A 26468-nucleotide genomic window follows, 5' to 3' on the forward strand; every position below is an offset into this window, starting at 1 on the left:
TCCCCCAATTTATGATCACACGCCCTACCGCGCATTGGCGGGTGCATGCAGCGGCCACAGATCGGCGCGCCAGCGGATCGCGATCGCCAGCATCGCGATGAAGCCCGCGGCGGCATAGAGCGAACCCGTCGCGGAATAGCCGATGATGTCGATCAGGCTGCCGGCCGCGAGCAATCCGATCGGCAGGCCGTAGATGACCATCATGCGCACGCCCATCACGCGGCCGCGCAGATGTGCGCTGGCCGTCCGCATCAGGATCACGGCAGCCGATATCATCGACATGCTCTGGGCGATGCCGGCGAGCACGAGGCAAGCCATCGCCGCCGGCATGGTCCTGATCTCGACGAACACCAACAGCATGGCGTACCAGGCCAGCGTCGCGCCGATCAGAAGCCGGGCGATGCGCAGTCCGCTGACGAGGCTGAGCGTGATCGATCCGATCAGCGAGCCAACGGCGAAGCTCGCCGAGAGATAACCGAGGCCGGTCTGGTTGGTGTGGAAGATCTCGCGCGCGATGTAGGGCAATAATCCCCCAGTGAAGGGAAATGCGGTAAGATTGGCCAGGAAGGCGACGCACAGCGCCGCGCGCATGCCCGGGCCGTTCCAGGCGTAGACGATCCCTTCCTTGAGATCGCCCAGCAAGCGCGAGACGACGTGGCTGTTCGGAGGAAGATCGCTTGTGATGACGGACCTTTCCGGCCGCGTCAGGCAGAGCATGAGAAGCGCGGCCGCGAAGTAGAGGCAGGCGATCACGAGATAGACGAGACCGATGCCGAGGACGGCGAACAGACTGGCGCCCGTCAACGCTCCGGCGATACGCGCGCTGTCCTGGGTCGTGCGTGCAACGCTGATGGCGCCGACCAGTTGCTCGGCCGGCATGATCTCGGCCAGCAGCGCGCCCCTGACGCCGAGATCCGAGGGGCGGATCATCCCCATGATCGTCACGATGATCATGACGCTGAACGGCGTCAGGTGACCGGTCAGCGCCAGCACCATGATGGTCGACGAGAGCGCCGTATAGGCAAGGCGCATCGCGACCAGGAGATCGCGATGACCCATGCGGTCGCCGATCATGCCGAACACCGGCGCAACCAGCGTCCCGACGAATTGCAGCGACCCAAGCACGGTGAGCAGCAGCACCGAGCCGGTCTCGACCATGATGTACCAGCCGAGCACCAGCGTCTCGACTTCGAACGCCCAGGAGGTGAGCAGGTCGGACGGCCACTGGAAACGGTAGTTGCGGATGCGAAATGGCGCGAGCGCCGAAGGCCGCGTGGCTGCGCTCACTGCGCGATGACGCGTATCACGGCGATTCCCTTGCCCTTGTTGTTTCTTTGTTTGCGTCGGCAACGTAGCGCTGGCGATGTTCGTGTCAATCGGAACCGCCGCAGGCCGCCCTTGCGCTCGGCTCCTACCTCGTCGTGGTTCTCGGCTTCCGCTCTGCCAGCGCCGCTGCCATGGCCGAGATCAACGGACGCATGAAATAGGCTTCGTCCGCCGGCGAGACATCGGTGCGCAGGCCATGCGCGGCAAGTTCGCCGGAGACCGCCGGCCCCACCGAGGCGATCAGCGTCCGCTCCAGACCTGCGCGCAGCTTCGCCTCGCTGCCATGCGCCTTCGCGGCCTCGATCAGCCGGCGGACCTGGCCGAGATTGGTCAGCGCGATGGAATCGATTCGTCCCTCGGCCAGGTCGTCGATGGCGGTGACGATGCTGGCATCCGCGGCCTTGGAATCGTAGATATACGGCAGCACGCTATCGACATCGGCGCCCTGCGCGGTCAGCGCGCCGGTGAGCGCACCGTGGTCCTTGTCCGGATAGAGCTGGAGGCCGATGCGCCGTCCCTTCAGCTCGAGCTTGCCCAGCATCTCGATCACGCCCTCGGTGGTCGGCTTCTCCGTGGTCTGCTGCGCCTCGAGGCCGACCTCGCGCAGCGCCTTGCCGGGCTTCGGCCCGCGGGTGAATTTTCGCGATTTGGCGAGCGCTGCAATGAGGGCCTGATCGAGCCCACGCGCCCGTGCAAGCTTCATGATTCGCCGCAGGCCTTCGCCGGTCATCAGCACGAGGTCGTCAAAGGGCTTGTCGACGGCGCGGCGGATCCAGGCCTCGACCGGGGCGGGGTCCGGCGCGTCGTGGATGGTGAACATCGGGCATTGCACGACATCGGCGCCTTGCTCGGCCAGCAGCTTGGAAAATTGCGCTTCCTCGCGCGTTTCCAGGATCAGGATGCGGGTGCCGTTCAAACGGTCGGCCATGGGCGTCTCCGGTGAGTCAATGGCAATGGTCCGTTCATCCTGACCCCACGCATCGGGGTGAAGCAAGTGTGAGGATCAAGTCTTGGGATTGGCGCAGGGGCGGGGTCGGTGATAGAGCAGGGCGCAAATCGCGGTGTTTCGCGAGCCTTTGCCCAAACCTTCGTCGAGAGCCAGTTCTTCAAACCATGCCCGATCATCAATATGTCCTGACCCTGTCCTGTCCGGATCGCCCCGGCATCGTTTCTGCGGTGTCGACCTTCCTGGCCCACAACGGACAGAACATCCTGGACGCCCAGCAGTTCGACGACACCGAGACCAACAAGTTCTTCATGCGCGTGGTGTTCACCGCGGCCGATCTCGCCGTGGAACTATCCGCGCTCCAGACCGGATTTGCCGCGATCGCCGAGCGCTTCGGCATGGAGTGGCAGATGCGGGACCGCGCCGCGCATCGCAAGGTGATGCTGCTGGTGTCGAAGTCCGACCATTGCCTGGTCGACATCCTCTATCGCTGGCGCACGGGCGAGTTGCCGATGACGCTGGCCGCGATCGTCTCCAACCATCCGCGTGACGTCTATGATGGACTCGATTTCGGCAGCATCCCGTTCCATTATTTGCCCGTTACCAAGGACACCAAGCGCGAGCAGGAGGGGCAGATTCTCGATCTGGTCGCCAGGACCGGGACCGATCTCGTCGTGCTCGCCCGCTACATGCAGATCCTGTCGGACGATCTCTCGGCAAAGCTGTCGGGGCGCTGCATCAACATCCACCACTCGTTCCTGCCGGGCTTCAAGGGTGCAAAGCCCTATCACCAGGCCCATGAGCGCGGCGTCAAGCTGATCGGCGCCACCGCGCATTACGTCACGCGCGATCTCGACGAGGGTCCGATCATCGACCAGGACGTCGAGCGCATCAGCCATCGCGATACGCCCGAGGACCTCGTGCGCAAGGGCCGCGACATCGAGCGCCGTGTGCTCGCCCGCGCGATCCGCTATCATCTGGATGACCGCGTCATTCTCAACGGCCGCAAGACGGTGGTGTTCGTGGATTGACGTATCTTCACCTCTCCCCGCTTGCGGGGCGAGGGAGCGGACTGCCTCAGCGCACCGCGGTCCCCGACGTCGATCCCGTCGCGCCCTTCTGCGCCTGCTCTTCCTTCTCGCGATCCGCCGCCGGCATCAACCGTTTGCGCTCGCGCTCTTTCATGTAGGCGTCGTATTGCGGCGTGCCCGGGCGCGGCGGAGCGTCGGCGGGCAGGCCGCCCGCCCATTGGGGGACGTAGTCACCCACGCCGGCCGAGAGCCTCTCGTTTACGGTGCCGCAACCGCACAGCCCCGCGGCGAGCACTGCGAGAACGAGAAGGGGGCGGAAAGGCTTGGGCATTGTGTGAGCACGAGTTCGGTCATTGGACGCCAGTCAGTCTGGCGCCGGGAGAGTAGCCTTCAACAAGGTAAAATAGACTTATTCGAGGTAGGTATTCAGCTACCTGATTTTGGCTGGCCAGGGCTCCGCCGATGTCCGAATCCTGCAAAAGAAAGACGAAATTCTCTATCCACCGGGGCGGTCGCGTTTCTAGACTACGACATCGGCTCGCGACAAATTGGCTTGGTCGGCGGATAGGTTTTTTCGTTGACAGGTACATTTTATTTGTACAATCGTACAAATAGGCGCGGCCGGATCCGGGGCTCGGGTTACTCCCGCGTAACCGCGACATCGCTCCCCGTCGTCGCAATCGGACGCTCGGCTTGCGCCGAATGGTCGCCAAACGTCCGATTGACAATAAGGGCGCCGAAGACGCCATGTGGCGCGCGACATCACTCGCGCGTGAGCTAAGATGAGGCCAAGGATCGGGCACTCGGTCCGGCGCGCAAGAGGTCAGGAATTAAGGGGAGGGATAGTCTGATGTTTGAACGCAAACAGTTTTCTTGGGCTGCGATGGTAGCCATTGCGGGCCTCGCGGCCGTCGCGCCTGTAAAGGCCGAGGACACCGTCAAGGTCGGCCTGATCCTGCCGATGACCGGCGGCCAGGCCTCCACCGGCAAGCAGATCGAGAACGCGATCAAGCTCTACATGCAGCAGAAGGGCGACACCGTCGCCGGCAAGAAGATCGAGATCATTCTCAAGGACGACGCCGCGATTCCCGACAAGACCAAGACCGCCGCGCAGGAGCTGATCGTCAACGACAAGGTCAATTTCATCGCCGGCTTCGGCGTGACGCCGGCTGCGCTTGCCGCCGCGCCGCTCGCAACGCAGGCCAAGATCCCGGAAGTCGTGATGGCGGCCGGCACCTCCATCATCACCGAGCGCTCGCCCTATATCGTGCGCACCAGCTTCACGCTGGCGCAGTCGTCGACCATCATCGGCGACTGGGCGGTCAAGAACGGCATCAAGAAAGTCGCGACGCTGACCTCGGACTACGCGCCCGGCAATGACGCGCTCAACTTCTTCAAGGAGCACTTCACCGCTGGCGGCGGCGAGGTGGTCGAAGAGGTCAAGACGCCGCTCGCCAATCCCGATTTCGCGCCGTTCCTCCAGCGCATGAAGGATGCCAAGCCCGACGCGATCTTCGTGTTCGTGCCGGCCGGCCAGGGCGGCAACTTCATGAAGCAATATGCCGAGCGCGGCCTCGACAAGGCCGGCATCAAGGTGATCGGGCCGGGCGACGTCACCGACGACGATCTACTCAACAACATGGGCGACGCCGTGCTCGGCACGGTCACTGCGCATCTCTATTCTGCGGCGCATCCCTCGCAGATGAACAAGGATTTCGTCGCGGCCTACAAGAAAGCCTACGGCAACCGTCCGGGCTTCATGGCGGTGAGCGGCTATGATGGCATCCACCTGATCTACGAAGCGCTGAAGAAGACGGGCGGCGACACCGACGGCACCAAGCTGGTCGAGGCCATGAAGGGCCAGAAGTGGGAAAGCCCCCGCGGCCCGATCTCCATCGATCCCGAGACCCGCGACATCGTGCAGAACATCTACATCCGGAAGGTCGAGAAGGTCGACGGCGAACTCTACAACGTCGAGTTCGCAACCTTCGAGGCCGTCAAGGATCTCGGCAAGACCAAGAAGTGACGCGCGAAAGCGCGTCATCCCCGAGCGCGCTTTGCGCGCATCGGGGATCTCGAAATTGTTGAAATGGATTCCGGGTTCAGCGCCGTGCGCTGCCCCGGAATGACGAGTGTTACCAGGACCAGTCTACCCTCGATGACCTCGATCCTCACCAACCTGTTCGATGGCGTTGCCTACGGCATGCTCCTGTTCGTGCTCGCTTGCGGGCTCGCGGTCACGCTCGGCCTGATGAACTTCGTCAACCTAGCCCATGGCGCCTTCGCCATGGCCGGCGGCTATGTCTGCATGGTGCTGGTCAACCGGATGGGCTGGCCGTTCTTCGCCGCGCTGCCGCTCGCCTTTGTCTCTTCCGCGGCGATCGGTATCCTGCTCGAGCGCACGCTCTACCGCCACCTCTACGCGCGGAGCCATCTCGACCAGGTGCTGTTCACCATTGGCTTGACCTTCATGTCGGTCGCAGCGGTCGATTACATCCAGGGTTCCTCGCGGGTCTTCATCAATTTGCCGGCCGCGCTCCAGGGCCAGTTCGACGTGTTCGGCGTCGGCATCGGCCGCTACCGGCTGATGATCATCGTGATCTGCGGCCTGCTCACCATCGGTCTTCAGATGGTGCTGGCCAAGACCCGCTTCGGCAGCCGCCTGCGCGCCGCGGTCGACGATCCACGCGCCGCGAGCGGCCTTGGCATCAACGTACCGCAAGTGTTCGCCTTCACGTTCGCATTTGGCTGTGGCCTTGCCGGCCTGGGCGGCGCGCTGAGCGCCGAGATCCTCGGACTCGATCCGTACTTCCCGCTGAAATTCATGATCTACTTCCTGATCGTGGTCACGGTCGGCGGCTCCTCCTCGATCACCGGCCCATTCCTGGCATCGCTCCTGCTCGGCATCGGCGACGTCGCCGGCAAATATTACGTGCCGAAGATGGGTCCCTTCGTGATCTACACCATGATGATCGTGATCCTGATCTGGCGCCCGAACGGCCTGTTCGGCCGCACGGCCGCGCGTTGAGTTCGCCGATGAGCGCTTCGTCCGACGTCGGTTATCACGCTCAGCGCCAGGCGCGCTGGCACTATGGTGAGGCAGCCTTCTGGTTCGTCGTGCTGGCCTGCGGCTTCCTGTTTCCCACCCGCTATCTGATCATGACGGACATCCTGCGGCTGGCGCTGTTCGCGATGTCGCTCGATCTGATCCTCGGCTATGCCGGCATCGTCTCGCTTGGACATGCCGCCTTTTTCGGTGTCGGCGCCTATGCGGCTGGACTGCTCGCGCTTCACGGCATCATCAACGAGCCCGTGCTCGCGCTGGTCGTCGCCGGCCTTGCCGCGATGGTGCTCGGCTTCGCCACCAGCTTCCTGGTGATCCGCGGCGTCGACCTGACCCGCCTGATGGTGACGCTCGGCATCGCGCTGCTGCTGGAGGCACTCGCGGAGCGCTTCTCCAAGATCACCGGCGGCACCGACGGGCTGCAAGGCATCGAGATGCAGCCGATCTTCGGCGAGCTTCCGTTCGACATGTTCGGCAAGACCGGCTTCTTCTATTCGCTGGCCGTGCTGTTCCTGCTGTTCCTGTTCGCGCGCCGCGTCGTGCACTCGCCGTTCGGCCTGTCGCTGCGCGCGATCAAGAACAATCCGCTGCGCGCCGCCGCCATCGGCATTCCAGTCAACCGCCGCCTGATCGCGATCTACACGCTCGCGGCGTTCTATGCCGGCATCGCGGGGGCGCTGTTTACCCAGACCACCGCGATCGCATCGCTCGACGTGTTCGCCTTCGAGCGCTCGGCCGACCTCATGCTGGTGCTCGTCATCGGCGGCACCGGCTATCTCTATGGCGGGCTGATCGGCGCGGTGATCTTCCGCATGCTCCAGGAATTGTTCTCCACGATCACCCCGCAATACTGGCAGTTCTGGATCGGCCTCGTGCTGGTCGTGATCGTGCTGGTCGGCCGTCAGCGCCTGCATCGCTGGGTGCTGTATGTGCCTAACCTGATCGTCAGGCAGTTTGCCGGGCGCAAGGCTGACGTCGCGCTGCCGGAGAGCGACGCATGACCATCGCGCTCGAAACCAGGAATCTCGAAAAGCAGTTCGGCGGCCTCCGCGTCACCCGCGATCTCTCCTTGAAGATCGAACAGGGCGCCCGCCACGCGCTGATCGGCCCGAACGGCGCCGGCAAGACCACAGTCATCAATCAGCTCACCGGTGTGCTCAAGCCGAATTCCGGCCGTATCCTGCTCGAAGGCCAGGACATCACGGATCTGCCCGTGCACAAGCGCGTTCTGCGCGGTCTGTCGCGCACCTTCCAGATCAACCAGCTCTATCCCGACCTGACGCCCTTGGAGACCATCGGCCTCGCCGTCTCCGAGCGCCTCGGACATGGCGGCGACTGGTGGCGGCGGATGGGCACACGCAGCGACGTCAATGGCGAGATTGCAGACCTGCTCACGCGCTTCCACCTGCTCGACGTGATGAATGAAGAGACGGTGACGCTGCCTTACGGCAAGCAGCGCCTGCTCGAGATCGCGGTCGCGATCGCGGCCAAGCCGCGCGTGCTTTTGCTCGACGAGCCCGCGGCCGGCGTGCCCGAGAGCGAGCGCCACGACATTCTCGCCGTCGTCGGCAGTCTGCCGCGCGACGTCACGGTGCTGCTGATTGAGCACGACATGGATCTCGTCTTCTCGTTCGCCGACCGCATCTCGGTGCTGGTCTCGGGTGGGCTGCTCACGGAAGGTCCGCCAGACCAGGTCGCGCGCGATCCGCAGGTCAAGGCCGTCTACCTCGGCGAGGAGGTGGTTAATGTCTGACCTGCTCGTGCTCGACTCGCTTCGTGCCGGCTACGGTGAGGCGGTGGTGCTACCCAACATGTCGCTGCGCCTCGCCGAAGGGCAGGTGCTGGCGCTGCTGGGGCGCAACGGCACTGGCAAGACCACGCTGATCAACTCCATCGTCGGCGTCACCCGTCGCTTCTCCGGTACCGTCGTGCTCGCCGGCATCGACGTCACCACCTTGCGACCCGACCAGCGCGCCCGCGCCGGTATCGGCTGGGTGCCGCAGGAGCGCAATATCTTCCGCTCGCTCACGGTGGAAGAGAACATGACCGCGGTCGCGCAGCCCGGTCCCTGGACGGTCGAGAAGGTCTACGAGATGTTCCCGCGGCTGAAGGAGCGGCGGAGCAATTTTGGCAACCAGCTCTCCGGCGGCGAGCAGCAGATGCTGGCGATCGGCCGCGCGCTGACCCTCAACCCGAAGGTCCTGCTGCTGGACGAGCCGACCGAGGGCCTGGCCCCCATCATCGTCGAGGAGCTTCTGAAGGCGATCGGCGCGATCACCCGGGCAGGGGGCATCTGCTCCATCATCGTCGAGCAGAATGCCCAAAAGATTCTGGGGCTCGCCGACCGTGTTGTGATATTGGAGCGCGGAACGATCGTCCACGATGCCCCGAGCGCCGCGCTGAAGGCCGACCCGTCGGTCCTGGAACGCCACCTCGGTGTTGCAGGGGCGGCGGCCCACTAGAATTTCGGGAGAAACAAGAAATGCAGCGAACCAGAGCCCCCTTCCGCGCCGACGAGGTCGGCAGCCTCCTGCGCCCCGCCAAGATCAAGGAGGCCCGCGCCAGGTTGGAGAAGGGCGAGATCTCGGCCGACGATCTGCGCAAGATCGAGGACTCGGAGATCGAGAAGGTCGTGCACAAGCAGGCCTCGGTCGGCCTGAAGCTTGCGACCGACGGCGAATTCCGCCGCTCCTGGTGGCATTTCGACTTCCTGGCCAAGCTCACAGGTTGCGAGCTGTTCCACCCCGATTCCGGAATCCAGTTCGCGGGCGTGCAGACCCGTCATGACGCGGTGCGTGTGATCGGTAAGCTCGACTTCCCCGACGACCATCCAATGCTCGATCACTTCCGCTTCCTGAAGAAGTGCGCGGACCAGGCCCACGTCACCGCCAAGATGACGATCCCCTCGCCGGCGGTGTTGCACTTCCGCGGCGGCCGCAAGGCGATCTCAAAGGACGTCTATCCCGATCTCGACGCCTTCTACGAAGATCTCGGCAAGACCTATCGCAAGGCGGTGAAGGCGTTCTACGACGCCGGTTGCCGCTATCTCCAGTTCGACGATACCGTGTGGGCCTATCTCTGCTCGCCGGACGAATTGCAGAAGGCGCGCGAGCGCGGCGACAATCCGGACGGCCTCCAGCAGATCTATGCACGCGTCATCAACTACGCTCTGGCCGAGAAGCCTGCCGACATGGTGGTGACGACGCATGTCTGCCGCGGCAATTTCCGTTCGACCTGGATTTCTTCAGGCGGCTACGAGCCCGTGGCCGAGACCATGCTCGCCGGCACCAATTACGACGGCTATTTCCTCGAATACGACAGCGACCGCGCCGGCGGCTTCGAGCCGCTGCGCTTCCTGCCCAAGGGCAACAAGATCGTCGTGGTCGGTGTCATCACCTCGAAGTTCGGCGAGCTCGAGAAGAAGGACGACATCAAGCGCCGCCTCGAGGAAGCCGCCAAGTTCGCGCCGCTGGAGCAGCTCGCGCTGTCGCCACAATGCGGTTTTGCGTCGACCGAAGAGGGCAACGTCCTCTCCGAGGAAGAGCAGTGGGCCAAGCTCAGCCTCGCGGTCGAGATCGCGAAGGAAGTGTGGGGCAACTGACGTATGGCGTCATTCCGGGGCGCGATCAGCGCGAACCTGGAATCTCGAGATCCCGGGTGCTTGCGCACCATCCCGGGATGACAACGCGCAAGCGCGTCGTCACTTCGCCGCCAGATAGACCTCGCCCAGCAGCGACGAGTTCGACCACGGCACCTGCTTGCTCTTCGTGCCCGAGACCACCTCGGCCCGCACCCGCGTCAGCATCTGCTGCACTTCAAGTCCGGGCGTGCCGAGATGGCGGGAGAGGGCGGCGGAGAACGGCGAGTTGGCGCCTTCACCGTCGAGCGCGACCTGGCCCGGCGCGGTGGCGAAGGCGATCAGCGTGCCCGCACCCAGCGTCGCGCCGGCGCCCAGGCTCGTTGGCGCTGCGAGGCCCGAGGCGACCTCGATGGCGCGATTGCTGCCGGCGCTTGCTAACTGCTGCGCCATCGGATTGTTGCGGCAGGCATCGAAAATCAAAATGTTGGTACGGACCTGGTCGTCGAGGCCGGCCATGATCGAATCCATGTCGATCATCGTTTCCGTCATGCTGCTGCCGGCCTTCAGCTCGACATCGACCGGAATGAGATAGTTGCGGCCGTCGACCTGCACGCCGTGACCGGCATAGTAGACGACCGCGACCTGCGCCCGTGCCGCCTCGCGCAGGAAGTCGCGCGTCACCTTCTGCATGGACGCGCGGTCGAGATCGATGCCCTCCGAGACCGTGAAGCCGATATCGCGCAAGCTTCTGGCGACGGCGCGCGCGTCGTTGGCCGGATTGGGCAGCGCCTTCACGTGCGCATACGCGCCGTTGCCGATCACCAGCGCCATGCGCTTGCCAGGCGTCCCCGGGGCAGGTGAGGGTGATGGCGCCATGCCGGTCTGCTGTTGAGCCGGCTGCGTCGTTGGTGACGGGGCATCGCGCGGGATCGGGGTAGGCGCGTCCGTCACCAGCGACAGCCGCACCTTTGCGGTGGCCTGATTGGCCTTGCTGCCGGCGTCGGACGCCACGATCGCCAGCGTCGCCTTGTAGTCGTCGCGCGCATGCGCGTAGTCGCCCTTCGCCTCATAGGCCAGCGCGCGGTGGATGTAGCCGGAAATCAACACGCTGTTCGGCGGCGTCATGATGTTGACGGGGAGTTTTTCCTTCGCAAGCCGGATCGCCTCGCTGCCATCGGCAATGGCGCGATCGAGATCGCCGCGTATGCGCCAGATCGCGGTGCGGTTGATCAGCGGCTGCGGCAGTGTCGGGTCGAGCCGGATCGCCTGGTTGATGTCGGCCAGAGCCCCGTCGAGATCGCCGAGCGCCTCCTTCGCGATGCCGCGGTTCTGGAACGAGAACGCCGACTTCGGCTCCAGCTTGATCGTGGCATCGTAGTCGGCGATCGCTCTGGTGAAGTCGCCCTTGCCGCGCCAGGCGTTGCCGCGGTTGTGGAAGATGGTGCCGCTCGGAGGTCCGAGCTTCAATGCATCGTCGAAATCGGCGATCGCGATCTCGTACTCGCCCTTGTCGTAATAGGCCGATCCCCTGAGGTTGTAAGCCGCCTGGCTCGGCCGGAGCCGGATCGCCTCGGTGGCGTCAGCGATGACTTTCGAATAGTCGCCTTTCTTGTTCCAGCCGACCGCGCGCCAGAAATGGATCGTCCCGAGTTGCTCGCCTTTGAACACCTTCAGCGCGACGATCTTGCTGCAGGCGTCGATCATCTGGTCCGCCGGTGTGGTGTCGGTGGTGCAGAGCGGGCCGAGCTGGCTGCGCGCCTGCGCAACAGCGGGCGCCGACCACATGGTTGCGGCGAGCAGGCAGAGCGCGAGGAGCAGGCAACGCATTGCGGTGATCCCGTAGGAGGAGACGCGCTTGTTTGTTGCCCGGCGGCGCGCCGGGGTTCACGCTCCCGTCATCGGAGCTGGGGTAAAGCAAGAGGAGGGTATTCCATCAGTGGGCAGAGTTTGCTAAATGGCGGGGCCCAACGCTTCTGCCCACCGAATTCCCACCGATGAAAAACGACGAAATCCTCAGCCAAATCACCGAGTTCTGCCGCGGGGCGGACATGGCTGAATCGACGTTTGGCCGGCGCGCGGTGAACGATGGGAAGCTGGTGCATCGGCTGCGCGAGGGAAAGCGCATCACGGTCGATACGCTGGAGCGGATCCAGGCCTACATCGCCGCATCGACCGGCGGCCTGCCGCCGCCGCGGGGGCTTCAGGTGCCGCCGGAAAAGCGCGATCCGCGCAGCAATTTCCGCTTCTTCGAGAACCGGCAGAAATACCTGTTGTTCGTCCACACCTGCAGCGAGAAGCGGGTGGTGGCGGAACGCGTGGCGCTCGAACTCGCCAGCATCCATCCTCGGCCGCCGGCCTTGCGTGTGTTCGACGCCGGCGTCGGCGACGGCTCGGTGCTCGCGCGCGTGCTGCGCTCGATGCATCAGCGCTTTCCTCACATGCCGTTCTACGTCGCCGGCAAGGAACTCAGCCTGGAAGACGTCCGGCTCACGCTGGACAAGGTCCCGGACCGGCTGTTCGAGCATCCGGCCTCGGTGTTCGTTTTCACCAATATGCACTATGCGGAAGCGCCCTGGCTGACGCCGAACTCACCTGCGGCCGCTGCCGCCACCGTGTGGCACGATGTGCCGCTCAGGGGAGCCTCATCGGGCGACTTCGAGACGCAGATTGCCGAGCTGAAGCCGTTTCTGGAGCAGAACTGGCGCGCGGCCATCAGCCCGCGTACGGGCATGCCGTTGTACGAGCGGCCGGTCGTGCTGGTGCTCTACCGCGAGGACCAGCGGTTCCTGCTGGATTCGACCATTCCACGGCCGGGACAGGCCGAGGCCAATTTCGACCTCGTCATCGCATCCCAGCCCTATCGCGCGTTGTCCTCGGTCAATTTCAGGGCAAAGCGGATCATTGCACCTCTGGCACGGGCGTTGCGGCCGGGTGGCCGGCTCATCGGAATCCACTCCCATGGCCAGGATCCGGGCATGGAAATGATCCAGGCAATCTGGCCCGGAGAAAATCCTTTCGCAGTGAGCCGCCATGAGCTATTGCGCGCCGTGAAATACGAACTCGGATCGTTGGGACGCGACCTGAATTTTAATGTTTACGCGGACAACCGCTCGATCTTCAGGTATGATATGGAGGCTCTGCCCAACGAGGTTACTGGAACGATCGGAACCTCGACGGCCTTTGCAGCGTGGAATGCGGCAGTCTATGTCGCCCAGATTGAGGACGACCGGTTGGCAGATATGACTCAAAACGGCCGCGCTCTGGATGCCGCCAGGGACGTGCTGCGAAAGTACAACGGGCTCTGGTTTCTCGACGAATCCTACGTCATCTCGCGACGGCGTGATTGACACAATCCAAGGCTAAACATCGCAAACGCCCGCCGGCTTAGCGGCGGAACAAGGGGTTACTGATGCGCGCGTCCTATCTCTTCACCAGCGAGTCCGTGTCCGAGGGGCATCCCGACAAGGTTTGTGACCGGATCTCCGATGAAATCGTCGATCTGTTCTATCGCGAAGGGCCGAAAGCCGGCATCGATCCCTGGGATATTCGCGCCGCCTGCGAGACGCTTGCGACCACCAACAAGGTGGTGATCGCGGGCGAGACCCGCGGCCCGAAATCCGTCACCAACGAGCAGATCGAAGGCGTCGTGCGCGCCGCGATCAAGGACATCGGCTACGAGCAGGAAGGCTTCCACTGGAAGACCGCTGACATCGAGATCCTTCTCCATCCCCAGTCGGCCGACATCGCGCAAGGCGTCGATGCGCTTCAGCCGGGCGAGGTCAAGGAAGAGGGCGCGGGCGACCAGGGCATCATGTTCGGCTACGCCACCAACGAGACGCCCGACCTGATGCCGGCGCCGATCTTCTACGCCCACAAGATCCTGCGCCTCATCTCGGAAGCGCGCCACTCCGGCCGCGAGAAGGTGCTGGGTCCGGACTCCAAGAGCCAGGTCACCGTGCAGTACGAGAACGGCAAGCCGGTCGGCGTGCGCGAGATCGTGGTGTCGCACCAGCATCTGGTCGAGGACATCTCGTCCAAGCAGATCCGCGACATCGTCGAGCCTTATGTGCGCGAGGCGCTGCCGAAGGACTGGATCACGCCGAAGACGATCTGGCACATCAACCCGACCGGCAAGTTCTTCATCGGCGGTCCCGATGGCGACACCGGCCTGACCGGCCGCAAGATCATCGTCGACACCTATGGTGGCGCGGCTCCGCATGGCGGCGGCGCGTTCTCCGGCAAGGATCCGACCAAGGTCGATCGTTCGGCGGCCTACGCTGCGCGCTACGTCGCCAAGAACATCGTCGCGGCCGGTCTTGCCGACCGCTGCACGCTTCAGCTCGCTTACGCCATCGGCGTGGCGCGTCCGCTGTCGATCTACATCGACACCCACGGCACCGGTAAGGTGCCGGAGGAACAGCTCGAGAAGGCAGCGGCGCAGGCGATGGATCTGACGCCCCGCGGCATCCGCAGCCACCTCGACCTCAATCGCCCGATCTACGCGCGCACCTCGGCCTATGGTCATTTCGGCCGCACGCCCGACAACGAGGGCGGCTTCTCCTGGGAGAAGACCGATCTCGTCGAGCAGCTCAAGCGCGCGCTCTAGTTTGTTCGTGTCATTCCGGGGCGCTCGCGCGAGCGTGCCCGGAATCCTTATCCATCATGTCGAGATTCCGGGTTCGCCTGTCTGGGGAGCCCCGGAATGACCAATTCAACAACAGGATCTCCGCTATGAACGCGAAGCCCGGCTTCACCGATTACATCGTCAAGGACATTTCGCTCGCCGATTTCGGCCGCAAGGAGCTCTCGCTCGCCGAGACCGAGATGCCCGGCCTGATGGCCACCCGCGAGGAATACGGCCCGAAGCAGCCGCTGAAGGGCGCGCGCATCGCTGGCTCGCTCCACATGACGATCCAGACCGGGGTGCTGATCGAGACGCTGGCGGCGCTCGGCGCCGACATCCGCTGGGTCTCCTGCAACATCTATTCGACGCAGGACCACGCTGCAGCTGCGATCGCGGCCGCCGGAATTCCCGTCTTCGCCGTCAAGGGCGAGACGCTGACCGAGTACTGGGACTACACCGCCAAGCTGTTCGACTGGCACGGCGGCGGTCATCCGAATATGATCCTCGACGACGGCGGCGATGCCACGATGTACGTCCATCTCGGTCTGCGCGCCGAGAACGGCGACGCGGCGTTCCTGGACAAGCCCGGCTCGGAAGAAGAGGAAGTGTTCTTCGCGCTGCTCAAGAAGCAGCTCAAGGAAAAGCCGAAGGGCTATTTCGCCGAGATCGCCAAGAGCATCAAGGGCGTTTCCGAAGAGACCACCACGGGCGTGCATCGTCTCTATGACATGCAGAAGGCCGGCACGCTGCTGTGGCCCGCCATCAACGTCAATGACAGCGTCACCAAGTCGAAGTTCGACAACCTCTATGGCTGCCGCGAATCGCTGGTCGACGGCATCCGCCGCGGCACCGACGTGATGATGTCGGGCAAGGTCGCGATGGTCGCCGGCTTCGGCGACGTCGGCAAGGGGTCGGCGGCTTCGCTGCGCCAGGCCGGCTGCCGCGTCATGGTCTCCGAAATCGATCCGATCTGCGCGCTGCAGGCGGCGATGGAGGGCTACGAGGTCGTGACCATGGAAGACGCCGCCCCGCGCGCCGACATCTTCGTCACCGCGACCGGCAACAAGGACATCATCACCATCGAGCACATGCGCGCGATGAAGGATCGCGCCATCGTCTGCAACATCGGCCACTTCGACAACGAGATCCAGATCGCGGGTCTGCGTAACCTGAAGTGGACCAACATCAAGCCGCAAGTCGACGAGATCGAGTTCCCCGACAAGCACCGCATTATCATGCTGTCGGAAGGCCGCCTCGTGAACCTCGGCAATGCGATGGGCCATCCGTCCTTCGTGATGTCGGCCTCCTTCACCAACCAGACGCTGGCGCAGATCGAGCTGTTCGCCAACAACAAGGATGGCAAGTACAAGAAGGAAGTCTACGTGCTGCCGAAGTCGCTGGACGAGAAGGTGGCCCGGCTGCATCTCGCCAAGATCGGCGTCAAGCTCACCGAGCTGCGCAAGGACCAGGCCGACTATATCGGCGTGAAGCAGGAAGGCCCGTTCAAGTCGGATCATTATCGGTACTGAGCCATTGGTTCGATCGACTATTGACGCGAAGCCCCGGAGTGATCCGGGGCTTCGTTGTTTCGGCGCATGGAATTCCACTCGCCTTGCAGTTGCTGCACGGCTGGTTGCCAATTGACGGCCAGTCGCGGCGGGCGGACAATCCTCGGTGGCGGAGGAAACCATGCAACGAGAACATTTCGACGTGCTGATCGTCGGTGCCGGCCTGTCCGGCATCGGCGCGGGCTACCATCTTCAGAGCAAGTGCCCGAGCAAGAGCTATGTCATCCTCGAGAGCCGCGACTGTATCGGCGGCACCTGGGACCTGTTTCGCTATCCCGGCATCCGCTCCGACAGCGACATGTTCACGCTCGGCTATTCCTTCAAGCCGTGGACCGATCCGAAGGCGATCGCCGACGGGCCGCAGATCCTGAACTACGTGCGCGAGACAGCCACCGAGAACGGTATCGACAAGCACATCCGCTACCGTCATCGCGTCAAGCGCGCGGCGTGGTCGACGCCGGATGCACGCTGGACTGTCGAGGCTGAGCGCACGACAGGCGAGGGGGCGACCGAGCTCGTGCGTCTCACCTGCAATTTCCTGTTCATGTGCTCGGGCTATTACAAATACGAGGCGGGCTATACGCCGGAGTTCAAGGGCGCGGTGGATTTCGCCGGCCGCATCGTGCATCCGCAAAAATGGACCGACGACATCGACTATGCGGGCAAGCGTGTCGTCGTGATCGGCTCGGGCGCGACCGCGGTGACGCTGGTGCCCGAGCTCGCCAAGAAGGCGGCGCAGGTCACCATGCTGCAGCGCTCGCCGACCTACGTGGTGTCGCGTCCGGCGCTGGATCCCGTCGCCAACAAGCTTCGCCGCAACCTGCCGGCGCGGCTTGCCTATCATCTGATCCGCTGGCGCAACGTGATGTGGGGGATGTTCTTCTTCCAGCTCAGCCGGCGCCGGCCTGCGAAGGTCAAGGAGCTGGTCCTCAAGGGCGTCCAGATGGCGCTCGGCCCCGACTACGACGTCGCAACCCATTTCACGCCGCGCTACAATCCCTGGGATCAGCGGCTCTGCCTCGTGCCGGATGGCGACTTGTTCAAGGCGATCCGCGAGCAGCGCGCTTCCGTCGTCACCAGTGAGATCGAGACCTTCACCCGTGACGGCATCCGCCTAAAGGATGGCAGCGAGCTCGCCGCCGACATCATCGTGACCGCGACCGGACTGGTACTCCAGGTCGTAGGCGGACTCGAGGTGAGCGTTGACGGCCGCGCCGTCGATTTCGCCAACACGCTGACCTACAAAGGCATGATGTATGCCGACGTGCCGAACATGGCGTCGGCGTTCGGCTACACCAACGCGTCGTGGACGCTGAAATGCGATCTCACCTGCGAATATGTCTGCCGTCTCATCAACTACATGGACCGGCACAATTTCCGCCAGTGCATGCCGCACAATGACGACCCGGAGATCACCGCGCAGCCGTCGCTCGATTTCACCTCAGGCTATGTGCAGCGTTCGGTCGCAAAGATGCCGAAGCAGGGCTCGAAGCAGCCGTGGCGGCTGTACCAGAACTACGCCCTCGACATCGTCTCCCTGCGCTTCGGCCGGATCGACGACGGCGTGATGCAGTATTCCTGATCACGCCGCCGGCGGCTTCCATGCCTTGCGCTTGTTGAGCGCGAGGCCAAGGTCGATGGCGAGTGCCAGCACTGCGGCCGCGCCGCCGAGTCCGAACAGAACCAGATAGTCGCCGCCGGTCTGCGCATAGATCCACGAGAACCCGTAGGCCGCTGCTGCCTGGAACAGCGCAAAGCTCGTAGTGGCGTGACTCCATGTCGCGCGCTGCTGTTCGGCCGAATGCGGCACCAGCTCGTGGATGCGCCCGAGCACCAGTGGCACGATCCCCGGCGTGAAGCCGCCGACCACAACACTCGATACGATCAGCGAAACCGGAGCAGTGCTGACGGTCGGGAGCAGCACAGCGACCGCCTCGATCAGGAAGGCCGCGCGCAATGCCGGTCCAAACCCGGACCGGTCACCGAGATGGCCGGTGACGAGCGGACCGACGATTGCGCCAAGGCCGTACAGCACCCAGTAGTGCGATCCCGCGGCAATTCCCTGGCCAAGGCCGCGCGCGACAAAATCGACGATGAAGACCATGGGCGGTACCAAGGCGACCGCGTTGAGACCGTACTGGACCAGCAACGCACGAGCGGCAGGCGAGGCTCGATGGGGCTTTGTCTGATGCGAAGGAGTCGCATGGCCCTTGGCGTCAGCAGGCCAGTTCCACCAGCTCGCGAGCGTGAGCACGGCCGAGAGGGCGCCGAGGCCATACCAGCTCTGCTTCAGGCCCTGTTGCAGCAAGAGCGGCACCAACGTGCCCGATGCTGCGACGCCAAGCCCGACGCCGGCAAAGATCACGCCGCCGACGATGCCGCGCCGCGCGGGCGAGGTGTGCGGCAGAATGACGGAAGCCGCCAGCACCATGATGATGCCGCCGGTGAGACCTGAGAGGAAGCGCCAGGCGAAGAACCAGCTGAACGATACCGGGGCCGAGCTGGCGAAGAAGGAGAGAGTCGCCAGCAGCATCATCGCGCGCAGCGCAGGGACCGCGCCGATGCGCGAAGCTGCAGCCCGCGCGGCGAGCGCGCCGGCGAGATAGCCGGCAAGGTTCGCCGCACCGAGATAGACGACGTCGGATGCGCTGAACCATTTTGCAGCGATCAGGGCCGGGATCAGCGGGGTATAGGAGAAGCGCGCGAGGCCAAGGCCAACCAGTGATGCGGACAATCCGGCCACGGCATATCGCCAGGTTCTTTGTGAAATTGACCCTGAGTCTGATCCCGGCTGCGCGTGCAGCCGGGTCTCGATGTGTTGCTTCGTATCTGCGTTGGTCATCTCATCCTCCTGCGCGCAATGGCGCGCGGATCATCAGGTCTGGGCGGCACGGCGGCGCCGGAATTCCGGGACGGGCAGGCCGCCCCAGCCCCAATTGTCCAAGTCGACTTCCTCGATCACCACGAAGGTGGAATCGAGCGGTTTGCCGAGGACGTCGAGTGGGAGCTGGCTTGATCCCTTGATCAGTGCGGCCTTTTCCTCCGCGGTGAGCGACGCCGCTCCCGGCGTCGTTCCCTCGCGGGTCACTTCAATGGTGACGATGGGCATCGTGTTTCTCCTCGGCTCAGTGGCCGGCGCTCTGGCCGCCGTCGACATGCAGGATCTCGCCGGTGACGAAGGAGGCACCCTCGAGATAGAGCACGGCATCGACGATGTCGGACATCTCGCCCATACGGCCCACCGGATGCAGCGCGCTGAGCTGGGCATGCGTCTCGACCGGATGCATCGGCGACTTGATGATGCCGGGGGACACCGCGTTGACGCGGATGCCGCGCCTGGCATATTCGATCGCGAGCGACCTGGTCGCGGCGCTCAGTCCGCCCTTGCTCAGCGAGGCCAGCACCGAGGGCACGTTCGAGTTCGCCTGTTCGACCAGGGTGGTGGTGATCTGGACGACGTGGCCAGAACCCTGCTTCTCCATCTCGGCGATGGCGAGCTGCGTGATGTTGAAGAAGCCTGCGACATTGGTCCCCATCACCGCTGCATAGTCTTCGGTCGTGTACTGCGTGAACGGCTTTGCGACGAAGATGCCGGCATTGCTGACCAGCGTGTCGACCCGGCCGAAGCGGGCAACGGCCTGTGAGACCACGCGCTCGGCGGTGGCTCGATCCGAGATGTCGCCGGGAACGGCAAGGATATCATCGTCGCCCGACGGCTTGATGGAGCGTGCCGTTGCGACGACGCGGTAGTTGCGATCACGAAAACCCCGGACCAAGGCGGCGCCGATGCCCTGCGACGCACCGGTAATGATGGCGACCTTCTGTTCGATACCCATGACGGGCTCCTGTTGTTGGCTTTCAGAACCTGAGCCGGCAGCGGCTGGCCTGGGGTGTGAGGTAGACTCCAGCGGCCCGGCTGCGAATACACGTTGTCCGGCAGACACTGTTACGTGCCGTGAACGAATGCCGGATCTGGCCTTGGCGGCGGTTGTCGCGGCGGAGACGAACGCCTAGCTTGTCACCGGAATTTGATGGGGCGACGGGAAGGCATGGATCGTCTGGATGCGATGAATGTGTTCGTCCTCGCAGTGGACGAGGGAAGCCTGGCGGCCGCGGGACGCAAGCTTGGCCGCTCACCGGCAGCGGTCAGCCGCGCCATCGCCTTCCTGGAAAAACGGGTCGGTGCCGAGCTGCTGCACCGGACGACGCGATCGATCAAGCTGAGCGAGGAGGGCGAGCGCTATCTCGCGATCTGCCGCCGCGTACTCGCGGAGCTGGAGGAGGCTGACGACATTGCCGCCGGACCGCGCACGGCGCCGCGCGGCCTGCTCACGATCACCGCCCCTGTGGTGTCCGGCGAGATGGTGCTGCGGCCGATCCTCGATGCGTTTCTCGATGCCTATCCGACCGTCTCGGCAAAGCTCCTGCTGTTCGACCGTGCGGTCAACCTGATCGAGGAAGGCGTCGATGTCGCGCTCCGCATCGGGCCTCTCGCGGATTCAGCGATGGTGGCGATGCGGGTCGGCGAGATCAACCGCGTCGTCGTGGCGGCGCCGCGCTATCTGAAGCAGCACCCGCGCATCACCGGGCCCGGCGATCTCGCCAAGCACCAGATCGTGGCGATGGCGCATCTTCCGAACTCCTGGACCTTCGTGCCGGAGGCCGGCTCGTCGGCGGCCCGGACGGTGCAGTTCACCCCGCGCCTCGTCGTCAACAGCACTTATGCGGCGGTGGCCTCCGCCGTGGCCGGGCGTGGGGTGGCGCGGATGTATTCATACCAGGTGGCAGAGCAGGTCGCGCGCGGCGAGCTCGAGATCGTACTGGCCGGCGACGAGGATCCGGAGATGCCGGCACATTTGATCTGCCCGCAGGGCAGGCTCTCGGTGCCCAAGGTACGTGCCTTCACCGACTTCGCGGTACCGCGGCTGAAGAAGCAATTTGCCCAGCTCAGGAAGAGCATGGCAGCGCGATGAGCCGCCGCACGCCCGGCAATGCGTTGTTTTGCGTATACGGGCACCGGGCTGAATCAGCCATGCTGCCCGAACGGTTAACGCCGGATTAACCGGTGAGTCCTAGCCTGTCTCGGCCGGGGTTACTCGCAAGGCCGAGGTGAGCCCAATGGAAGCCCAGAAGATCGCGGTCGACGCCGTCGTCGCGTTGACCGATTGCGACCGCGACGCCGTCATCGCGTTCATCCGCCGGCTCTATCTGGCCGGCGTCACGGATCCCAAGCGCCTCACCTTCAAGGGTCTTCAGGCGCTGTCCCGGGCGTAATTCGGCTCGTTTCGGCCGCTCTTAGTCCAGGTTCCGTACTGCCGCTCTCCCCAGCGTGATTGCAACCCAGCGGTGAATATCTTGCCGCTCGGGCCGGGCCGAGGTAGATCACGTTCCCGGCTGGGTCAGTTGGGAACTTGGGGAAATGTTGAAACAGCTTTTTGCGCCGCAACTTGTCATTTTGTATGTACTGGCGGCTTCGACGATCTACGTTCACTTCCGCGGCAAGCAGCGGCTGCGCTTTGCGCGCCAGCTCGGCGATCACTCGACCTATCTCGCTCCCTACAATGTACTGATGTATGCAGGCTCGGCCGTCCCGAACGAGCCGGTGATCCCAGTCGCGCAGTTTCCCGAGCTGAAGCCCCTCAGCGAGAACTGGGAGACCATCCGCGACGAGGCCGTGCGCCTGTTCGACGAAGGCTTCATCCGCGCCGCCGCCAAGAACAACGACTGGGGTTTCTATTCGTTCTTCAAGAGCGGCTGGAAGCGGTTTTACCTGAAATGGTATGACGACTTCCTGCCGTCGGCGAACACGCTGTGCCCGAAGACGGTGGAGCTGCTGAAGTCGATCCCGAGCGTGCACGGTGCGATGTTCGCGATGCTGCCGCCGGGCGGCAAGCTGGGCGCGCACCGCGATCCCTTCGCAGGTTCGCTGCGCTACCACCTCGGCCTCGTCACGCCGAACTCGAACAAGTGCCGCATCCTGGTCGACGGCGTCGAATGCGTCTGGCGCGACGGTGAGGCCTTCATGTTCGACGAGACCTTCATCCACAGCGCCGAGAATGCGACCGACGTCAACCGCATCATCCTGTTCTGCGATGTCGAGCGCCCGATGAAGTATGGCTTCATGACCGCGGTCAACCGCTGGGTCAGCCATCACATCGTCAAGGCGTCGGCAACCCAGAACGTCGATGGCGAGCATGTCGGCGTGCTCAACAAGGTGTTCGGCAAGCTCTACGAAATCCACCTCGGCAGCCGCAAGGTCAAGGAGTGGAACCGCAACGTCTACTACACGCTGAAATACTCGCTGACGGCGCTTATCCTCGGCCTCATCGTGTGGTCGGCGGTGCCGTGAACGCCGCGCATCACTGGCTCCGCAGGCAACGAGCAGGCCAATCAGCAGGACTGAATCAAAAACCCCGGAGCAGGCTCCGGGGTTTTTCTTTCGCACGGCCCAGACTATTCCGGCTGGCCGATCGAGACCTTCAGCGTGCCGACGCCATCGACGCCGCATTCGAGCTTGTCGCCGGGCTGGAGCTGCGACACGCCGGCGGGCGTGCCCGTCATGATGATGTCGCCGGCCGCGAGCTTCACCTGCTGCGAGAGCTGCCAGATCGTCTCCGGCACGTTCCAGATCATCTGCTCGAGGTCGCCGGTCTGCGCTTCCTTGCCGTTGACCGTCAGCCAGATCTTGCCCTTGGAGGGATGGCCGATCTTCGAGGCGGGCTGCAGTGCGGAGGCGGGTGCGGAGCCGTCGAACGACTTGCCGATCTCCCAGGGACGCTCCTTCTTGCGCGAGGCGATCTGGAGGTCGCGGCGGGTGAGGTCGATGCCGACGGCGTAGCCGTAGACATGGTCGAGCGCCTTGTCGGCGGGGATGTTGAGGCCACCGCTCTTCAGCGCGACGATCAACTCGACCTCGTGATGCAGATCCTTGGTCAGCGGCGGATAGGGAATGGTGGCGCCATCGGGCACCAGCATGTCGGCGTGCTTGGCGAAGAAGAACGGCGGCGCGCGCTCGTCATTGCCCATCTCGCGGATATGCTCGAGATAGTTGCGGCCAACGCACCAGATGCGGCGCACCGGAAAACGGCCGCTTTCCCCCACGACGGGGAGCGAAGCCTGGGGCGGAAGCGGGATGACGTAGGAGGCGGCGTTCATGAGGTGGTCTCGGCGAGGTTACATGGAGATGGCGCAGCCGTATTTACGCGGTTGCAAGGATCGAGGCTAGTGGCGCAGGACAATAAAAGGTAGTGCCAATAGCCGGAGAGCCGTTCGGCAAGGCAATGTCGGACGTGCCGCGGAGAGCCATGCGGATGAAGAAGTGGATATTGACTGGCGTGGCGGTTGCCGTGACCGTCTTGCTCGGCTTCGCCGTTCGCTTTTTCGTTGTCATGCCGGGGCGGATTGACCGCGGGCAAAACAGGATCGCACCGGTTGCTTTGAACGTTAAGGCTGCGGGGCAAGGTCTGCACGCCACGCTCGACGTCGCGGACATGCATGCAGACAGCCTCCTTTGGAAACGCGACCTGCTGGAACGATCCGATCGCGGACATCTCGATCTTCCGCGGCTGATCGATGGGCGCTATGCCCTCCAGGTATTTTCATCCGTGACACAATCCCCGAAGGGACAGAACTACAACGCCAATGGAGCCGACACCGACACCGTCACCTCGTTGGCTATGATCGATCTGCAGCCGATCAGGACTTGGCGTTCACTGTTGCAGCGCTCCCTCTGGCACGCGGAGAAGCTTCACGACTTCGCAGCGAGATCGCAGGGAAGGTTGCGTCTGGTTACCACGGCATCAGGTATAGATCGTCTGCTCGCGGATCGAAGGAGCGGCGGCGTGGTCGTCGGTGCGATGTTGTCGATCGAGGGATTGCAGGATCTCGAAGGCAAAATCGAGAATCTCGACGTGCTCTACGCCGCGGGCTTTCGGATGGCGGGGCTCGCGCATTTCTTCGACAATGACGTGGCCGGCTCCATGCATGGAATGCGTAAGGAAGGGCTGACGCCACTCGGCCAGCAGGTGGTGCGGCGCATGGAAGCACTTGGGATGATCGTCGATCTCGCCCATTCCAGCCACGCGGCAGTTGCCGAGGTGTTGGCGATGGCGAAGCGGCCCGTCGTCTCAAGCCACGGCGGTGTACGTGCGACTTGCAAGGCAAACCGCAACCTCTCCGACGACGAGATCAGGGGCATCGCGAAGACCGGCGGCGTGATCGGAATAGGTTATTGGGAAGGGGCGGTCTGCTCGATCAAGCCGGAGGCGGTGGCCCGCGCGATTGCCTATGTGCGTGACCTTGTGGGCATCGATCACGTCGGGCTCGGCTCGGATTTCGACGGCGCGACCACGACGGGTTTTGACGCAAGTCAGGTTGCTGTGATCACGCAAGCCCTGCTCGATTCAGGCTTCTCCGAAGAGGATATCCGCAAGGTGATGGGCGGCAATGTCCTGCGCGTGATCCGCGCAGGGTTGGCGCCGTCCTGATTGTTCAAGTACTGGCTGAGTAGGCCAGCACGGGCGCGGTCTCCGTGTCCCGATGTTGCAGGCGGAAGAACGAGGCGTAGCGGCCGCCGCGGCGGAGCAGGTCGTCGTGGCGGCCCTGCTCGACGATCTCGCCGCCCTCGACCACCAGGATGCTATCTGCGTGCATGATGGTGTGCAGGCGGTGCGCGATCACGATGGTGGTGCGGTTCTGGCAGAGATGCTCGATCGCTTCCTGCACCTGCCGCTCGGACTCCGAATCGAGTGCGGCGGTGGCCTCGTCCAGCAGGATGATCGGCGCGTTCTTGAGCAGCGCGCGCGCCACCGCGATGCGCTGGCGCTGGCCGCCTGACACCTGGGTGCCGTGCTCGCCGACCGGCGTGTCATAGCCGAGCGGGAAGCCCATGATGAAATCATGCGCGCAGGCCGCCTTGGCGGCGTCGATGATCTCGTTCTCGGTCGCGCCGGGCTTGCCGAAGGCGATGTTGTTGCGGATGGTGTCGCGGAACAGGTAGACGTCCTGGCCGACATAGGCGGTCTGCGCCCGCAGCGACTTGCGCGAGACGGCGCCGATCGACTGGCCGTCGATCACGATGTCGCCTTGCGTCACCTCGTAGAAGCGCAGCAGCAGTGCCAGCACCGTCGACTTGCCGCCGCCGGATGGGCCGACCAGCGCGGTGACCTTGCCGGGCTCCGCCACGAAGCTCATGCGGTTGAGCACGGTCTCATTGGCGCGATACGAGAAGCTGACGTCGCGCAGCTCGATCTTCGCGTCGGACAGTTTCAGCGCCGGCTTGTCGTCGTCGGAATGCTCGCTGGCCGGGCTGTCGACGACTTCGAGCAGCATGCGCGCGCCGACGAGCTGGCTGTTCAGATCGATGTTGAGTCGCGCCAGCCGCTTGGCCGGCTCGGTCGCCATCAGGAACGCCGTCATGAAGGAGAAGAACGCGCCGGGCGTGGCGTTGAGCGCGACCACGCTGTAGCCGCCATAGAGCAGGCAGCCGGCGACCGCGAAGCCGCCGAGCATTTCCATCAGCGGGTTGGAGCGGTTGGCGACGCGGGCCATCTTGTTGGCGTTGCGCTCGACGATCGCGATGTTCTCGTCGATGCGCTTTTGCATGGTCTCTTCGAGCGTGAACGCCTTGACGGTGCGGATGCCCTGCAACGATTCCTGCATCGTCTCCATGATGTCGGCGGTGCCGGTGAACTGGTTGAAGGCGAGACCCTTGATGCGCTTGACCAGCTTGCGCAGCACCAGCATTGCCGGCGGCACCACAACGAGGCCGATGAACGACATCACCGGGTCCTGCCAGACCATCACGCCGATCATGGCGAGCAGCATCATGAGGTCGCGTCCGACCGCGTTGACCAGCATGTTGAGGACGTCGGTGATCGACTTTGCGCCGGCAGTCAGCCGCGCCAGGAATTCGGACGAATGCCGCTCGGAGAAGAAGCCGACGCTCTCGCGCATCAGCTTGGCGAAGAGTTGCCGCTGGTTGGTGGCGAGGATGGCGTTGGAAATCTTGGTCAGGATCACCATGTGGCCGTAGGTCGCCACGCCCTTGATGAAGAGCAGGATCACCGTGATGCCCGAGAACATCGCGATGCCCGGGATGTTCTTGTCGACATAGGCCTGGTTGATGACCTGGCCGAGTACGTAGGTCGCGCCCGCGGTCGATCCGGCGGCAAGCGCCATCAGCGCGAAGGCGACGAGATAGCGCCGCCAGTAGACGACCCCCTGTTCCGTGACCAGGCGGCGAACGAGAACCATCGCCGCATAGGGATCGTCGGTGATTTTCTTTGGAAACTGGGCCATCCGCTTTCCATTGACGGCGCAGCGGCAAAG

General features: G+C 64.0%; 24 protein-coding genes. 15 read left to right on the forward strand and 9 right to left on the reverse strand.

Annotated features, from left to right (window positions below; all coding sequences use genetic code 11):
• Nucleotides 1-24 precede the first annotated feature (24 nt).
• The gene (locus tag WHZ77_RS10660) at nucleotides 25-1287 is read right to left on the reverse strand and encodes an MFS transporter (protein ID WP_375313637.1); all 1263 of its coding nucleotides are present in this window, start codon (nucleotides 1285-1287) and stop codon (nucleotides 25-27) included.
• A gap of 124 nt (nucleotides 1288-1411) precedes the next feature.
• Nucleotides 1412-2254 (reverse strand): uroporphyrinogen-III synthase, encoded by an 843-nt coding sequence (locus WHZ77_RS10665; RefSeq protein ID WP_375313638.1) that lies wholly within the window; start codon nucleotides 2252-2254, stop codon nucleotides 1412-1414.
• 185 nt (nucleotides 2255-2439) lie between these two features.
• On the opposite strand from WHZ77_RS10665, the gene purU reads away from it, so the two are divergent.
• Nucleotides 2440-3303 (forward strand): formyltetrahydrofolate deformylase, encoded by an 864-nt coding sequence (gene purU, locus WHZ77_RS10670; RefSeq protein ID WP_375313639.1) that lies wholly within the window; start codon nucleotides 2440-2442, stop codon nucleotides 3301-3303.
• A gap of 46 nt (nucleotides 3304-3349) precedes the next feature.
• On the opposite strand, the gene WHZ77_RS10675 is transcribed toward purU, so the two are convergent.
• Complete coding sequence (locus tag WHZ77_RS10675; protein ID WP_375313640.1) at nucleotides 3350-3634, reverse strand: hypothetical protein; 285 nt, start codon at nucleotides 3632-3634, stop codon at nucleotides 3350-3352.
• Nucleotides 3635-4153: 519 nt separating this feature from the next.
• Between WHZ77_RS10675 and WHZ77_RS10680 the strand changes: the two genes are divergently transcribed.
• The 6 genes from WHZ77_RS10680 (at nucleotide 4154) to WHZ77_RS10705 (ending at nucleotide 9968) form a co-directional block, all read left to right on the forward strand.
• Entirely contained in the window at nucleotides 4154-5329 is a 1176-nt protein-coding gene (locus tag WHZ77_RS10680; protein ID WP_375313641.1) for an ABC transporter substrate-binding protein, read from the forward strand.
• 132 nt (nucleotides 5330-5461) lie between these two features.
• Nucleotides 5462-6331, forward strand: coding sequence for a branched-chain amino acid ABC transporter permease (locus WHZ77_RS10685; protein WP_038957540.1), 870 nt, complete (start codon nucleotides 5462-5464; stop codon nucleotides 6329-6331).
• Nucleotides 6332-6339: 8 nt separating this feature from the next.
• The gene (locus WHZ77_RS10690; protein ID WP_375313642.1) at nucleotides 6340-7368 is read left to right on the forward strand and encodes a branched-chain amino acid ABC transporter permease; all 1029 of its coding nucleotides are present in this window, start codon (nucleotides 6340-6342) and stop codon (nucleotides 7366-7368) included.
• Nucleotides 7365-8120 carry an ABC transporter ATP-binding protein gene (locus tag WHZ77_RS10695; protein ID WP_375313643.1) on the forward strand — a complete coding sequence of 252 codons (756 nt, stop codon included), beginning with the start codon at nucleotides 7365-7367 and terminating at the stop codon, nucleotides 8118-8120. Before WHZ77_RS10690 ends, WHZ77_RS10695 begins: the two co-directional genes overlap by 4 nt.
• Nucleotides 8113-8829 carry an ABC transporter ATP-binding protein gene (locus WHZ77_RS10700; RefSeq protein ID WP_143840876.1) on the forward strand — a complete coding sequence of 239 codons (717 nt, stop codon included), beginning with the start codon at nucleotides 8113-8115 and terminating at the stop codon, nucleotides 8827-8829. Before WHZ77_RS10695 ends, WHZ77_RS10700 begins: the two co-directional genes overlap by 8 nt.
• Nucleotides 8830-8849: 20 nt before the next feature.
• Nucleotides 8850-9968: a cobalamin-independent methionine synthase II family protein gene (locus tag WHZ77_RS10705; RefSeq protein WP_375313644.1), complete on the forward strand. Its 1119-nt coding sequence runs from the start codon at nucleotides 8850-8852 to the stop codon at nucleotides 9966-9968.
• A gap of 99 nt (nucleotides 9969-10067) precedes the next feature.
• Here the strand turns inward: WHZ77_RS10705 and WHZ77_RS10710 are convergent, their stop codons facing one another.
• Complete coding sequence (locus WHZ77_RS10710) at nucleotides 10068-11774, reverse strand: caspase family protein (protein ID WP_375313645.1); 1707 nt, start codon at nucleotides 11772-11774, stop codon at nucleotides 10068-10070.
• A gap of 167 nt (nucleotides 11775-11941) precedes the next feature.
• Here WHZ77_RS10710 and WHZ77_RS10715 point away from each other — a divergent pair, with 167 nt between their 5' ends.
• The 4 genes from WHZ77_RS10715 (at nucleotide 11942) to WHZ77_RS10730 (ending at nucleotide 17721) form a co-directional block, all read left to right on the forward strand.
• Nucleotides 11942-13294 (forward strand): hypothetical protein, encoded by a 1353-nt coding sequence (locus tag WHZ77_RS10715; RefSeq protein ID WP_015684840.1) that lies wholly within the window; start codon nucleotides 11942-11944, stop codon nucleotides 13292-13294.
• A 62-nt stretch (nucleotides 13295-13356) separates the two neighbouring features.
• Complete coding sequence (gene metK, locus WHZ77_RS10720) at nucleotides 13357-14553, forward strand: methionine adenosyltransferase (RefSeq protein WP_375313646.1); 1197 nt, start codon at nucleotides 13357-13359, stop codon at nucleotides 14551-14553.
• A gap of 125 nt (nucleotides 14554-14678) precedes the next feature.
• A complete protein-coding gene (gene ahcY, locus WHZ77_RS10725) occupies nucleotides 14679-16100 on the forward strand; it encodes an adenosylhomocysteinase (protein WP_375313647.1) in 1422 nt (473 codons plus the stop codon).
• Nucleotides 16101-16260: 160 nt separating this feature from the next.
• A complete protein-coding gene (locus WHZ77_RS10730; RefSeq protein ID WP_375313648.1) occupies nucleotides 16261-17721 on the forward strand; it encodes a flavin-containing monooxygenase in 1461 nt (486 codons plus the stop codon).
• On the opposite strand, the gene WHZ77_RS10735 is transcribed toward WHZ77_RS10730, so the two are convergent.
• From WHZ77_RS10735 to WHZ77_RS10745, 3 genes are read right to left on the reverse strand one after another with little or no spacing between them, the layout of a single operon-like run.
• Nucleotides 17722-18981, reverse strand: coding sequence for an MFS transporter (locus WHZ77_RS10735; protein ID WP_375313649.1), 1260 nt, complete (start codon nucleotides 18979-18981; stop codon nucleotides 17722-17724).
• Nucleotides 18982-19014: 33 nt separating this feature from the next.
• Nucleotides 19015-19248: a 4-oxalocrotonate tautomerase family protein gene (locus WHZ77_RS10740; protein ID WP_375313650.1), complete on the reverse strand. Its 234-nt coding sequence runs from the start codon at nucleotides 19246-19248 to the stop codon at nucleotides 19015-19017.
• Between the two features lie 16 nt (nucleotides 19249-19264).
• Nucleotides 19265-19975 (reverse strand): SDR family NAD(P)-dependent oxidoreductase, encoded by a 711-nt coding sequence (locus WHZ77_RS10745; protein WP_375313651.1) that lies wholly within the window; start codon nucleotides 19973-19975, stop codon nucleotides 19265-19267.
• A 213-nt stretch (nucleotides 19976-20188) separates the two neighbouring features.
• Between WHZ77_RS10745 and WHZ77_RS10750 the strand changes: the two genes are divergently transcribed.
• From WHZ77_RS10750 to WHZ77_RS10760, 3 genes are all read left to right on the forward strand, one after another.
• Nucleotides 20189-21112: a LysR family transcriptional regulator gene (locus WHZ77_RS10750; RefSeq protein WP_375313652.1), complete on the forward strand. Its 924-nt coding sequence runs from the start codon at nucleotides 20189-20191 to the stop codon at nucleotides 21110-21112.
• Between the two features lie 145 nt (nucleotides 21113-21257).
• A complete protein-coding gene (locus tag WHZ77_RS10755; RefSeq protein ID WP_014493894.1) occupies nucleotides 21258-21413 on the forward strand; it encodes a hypothetical protein in 156 nt (51 codons plus the stop codon).
• Nucleotides 21414-21558: 145 nt separating this feature from the next.
• Nucleotides 21559-22488, forward strand: a complete 930-nt coding sequence (locus tag WHZ77_RS10760; RefSeq protein WP_375313653.1) for an aspartyl/asparaginyl beta-hydroxylase domain-containing protein — start codon at nucleotides 21559-21561, stop codon at nucleotides 22486-22488.
• A 104-nt stretch (nucleotides 22489-22592) separates the two neighbouring features.
• On the opposite strand, the gene WHZ77_RS10765 is transcribed toward WHZ77_RS10760, so the two are convergent.
• Nucleotides 22593-23294: a fumarylacetoacetate hydrolase family protein gene (locus tag WHZ77_RS10765; protein ID WP_211403976.1), complete on the reverse strand. Its 702-nt coding sequence runs from the start codon at nucleotides 23292-23294 to the stop codon at nucleotides 22593-22595.
• Nucleotides 23295-23443: 149 nt separating this feature from the next.
• Between WHZ77_RS10765 and WHZ77_RS10770 the strand changes: the two genes are divergently transcribed.
• Nucleotides 23444-24625 carry a dipeptidase gene (locus WHZ77_RS10770; RefSeq protein WP_375313654.1) on the forward strand — a complete coding sequence of 394 codons (1182 nt, stop codon included), beginning with the start codon at nucleotides 23444-23446 and terminating at the stop codon, nucleotides 24623-24625.
• Nucleotides 24626-24629: 4 nt separating this feature from the next.
• Here the strand turns inward: WHZ77_RS10770 and WHZ77_RS10775 are convergent, their stop codons facing one another.
• Nucleotides 24630-26438 carry an ABC transporter ATP-binding protein gene (locus WHZ77_RS10775; protein WP_375313655.1) on the reverse strand — a complete coding sequence of 603 codons (1809 nt, stop codon included), beginning with the start codon at nucleotides 26436-26438 and terminating at the stop codon, nucleotides 24630-24632.
• Nucleotides 26439-26468: the final 30 nt, after the last annotated feature.

Origin of the sequence: Bradyrhizobium sp. A5 (assembly GCF_042076515.1) — a bacterium.
GTDB classification, from domain to species: Bacteria; Pseudomonadota; Alphaproteobacteria; order Rhizobiales; family Xanthobacteraceae; genus Bradyrhizobium; species Bradyrhizobium cosmicum.

Excerpts from the sequence above, each read along its gene's own strand:
- WHZ77_RS10665 (WP_375313638.1), bottom strand. The coding sequence starts at position 2,254 with ATGGCCGACCGTTTGAACGGCACCCGCATCCTGATCCTGGAAACGCGC.
- purU (WP_375313639.1), top strand. The coding sequence starts at position 2,440 with ATGCCCGATCATCAATATGTCCTGACCCTGTCCTGTCCGGATCGCCCC.
- WHZ77_RS10675 (WP_375313640.1), bottom strand. The coding sequence starts at position 3,634 with ATGCCCAAGCCTTTCCGCCCCCTTCTCGTTCTCGCAGTGCTCGCCGCG.
- WHZ77_RS10680 (WP_375313641.1), top strand. The coding sequence starts at position 4,154 with ATGTTTGAACGCAAACAGTTTTCTTGGGCTGCGATGGTAGCCATTGCG.
- WHZ77_RS10685 (WP_038957540.1), top strand. The coding sequence starts at position 5,462 with ATGACCTCGATCCTCACCAACCTGTTCGATGGCGTTGCCTACGGCATG.
- WHZ77_RS10690 (WP_375313642.1), top strand. The coding sequence starts at position 6,340 with ATGAGCGCTTCGTCCGACGTCGGTTATCACGCTCAGCGCCAGGCGCGC.
- WHZ77_RS10695 (WP_375313643.1), top strand. The coding sequence starts at position 7,365 with ATGACCATCGCGCTCGAAACCAGGAATCTCGAAAAGCAGTTCGGCGGC.
- WHZ77_RS10700 (WP_143840876.1), top strand. The coding sequence starts at position 8,113 with ATGTCTGACCTGCTCGTGCTCGACTCGCTTCGTGCCGGCTACGGTGAG.
- WHZ77_RS10705 (WP_375313644.1), top strand. The coding sequence starts at position 8,850 with ATGCAGCGAACCAGAGCCCCCTTCCGCGCCGACGAGGTCGGCAGCCTC.
- WHZ77_RS10710 (WP_375313645.1), bottom strand. The coding sequence starts at position 11,774 with ATGCGTTGCCTGCTCCTCGCGCTCTGCCTGCTCGCCGCAACCATGTGG.
- WHZ77_RS10715 (WP_015684840.1), top strand. The coding sequence starts at position 11,942 with ATGAAAAACGACGAAATCCTCAGCCAAATCACCGAGTTCTGCCGCGGG.
- metK (WP_375313646.1), top strand. The coding sequence starts at position 13,357 with ATGCGCGCGTCCTATCTCTTCACCAGCGAGTCCGTGTCCGAGGGGCAT.
- ahcY (WP_375313647.1), top strand. The coding sequence starts at position 14,679 with ATGAACGCGAAGCCCGGCTTCACCGATTACATCGTCAAGGACATTTCG.
- WHZ77_RS10730 (WP_375313648.1), top strand. The coding sequence starts at position 16,261 with ATGCAACGAGAACATTTCGACGTGCTGATCGTCGGTGCCGGCCTGTCC.
- WHZ77_RS10735 (WP_375313649.1), bottom strand. The coding sequence starts at position 18,981 with ATGACCAACGCAGATACGAAGCAACACATCGAGACCCGGCTGCACGCG.
- WHZ77_RS10740 (WP_375313650.1), bottom strand. The coding sequence starts at position 19,248 with ATGCCCATCGTCACCATTGAAGTGACCCGCGAGGGAACGACGCCGGGA.
- WHZ77_RS10745 (WP_375313651.1), bottom strand. The coding sequence starts at position 19,975 with ATGGGTATCGAACAGAAGGTCGCCATCATTACCGGTGCGTCGCAGGGC.
- WHZ77_RS10750 (WP_375313652.1), top strand. The coding sequence starts at position 20,189 with ATGGATCGTCTGGATGCGATGAATGTGTTCGTCCTCGCAGTGGACGAG.
- WHZ77_RS10755 (WP_014493894.1), top strand. The coding sequence starts at position 21,258 with ATGGAAGCCCAGAAGATCGCGGTCGACGCCGTCGTCGCGTTGACCGAT.
- WHZ77_RS10760 (WP_375313653.1), top strand. The coding sequence starts at position 21,559 with ATGTTGAAACAGCTTTTTGCGCCGCAACTTGTCATTTTGTATGTACTG.
- WHZ77_RS10765 (WP_211403976.1), bottom strand. The coding sequence starts at position 23,294 with ATGAACGCCGCCTCCTACGTCATCCCGCTTCCGCCCCAGGCTTCGCTC.
- WHZ77_RS10770 (WP_375313654.1), top strand. The coding sequence starts at position 23,444 with ATGCGGATGAAGAAGTGGATATTGACTGGCGTGGCGGTTGCCGTGACC.
- WHZ77_RS10775 (WP_375313655.1), bottom strand. The coding sequence starts at position 26,438 with ATGGCCCAGTTTCCAAAGAAAATCACCGACGATCCCTATGCGGCGATG.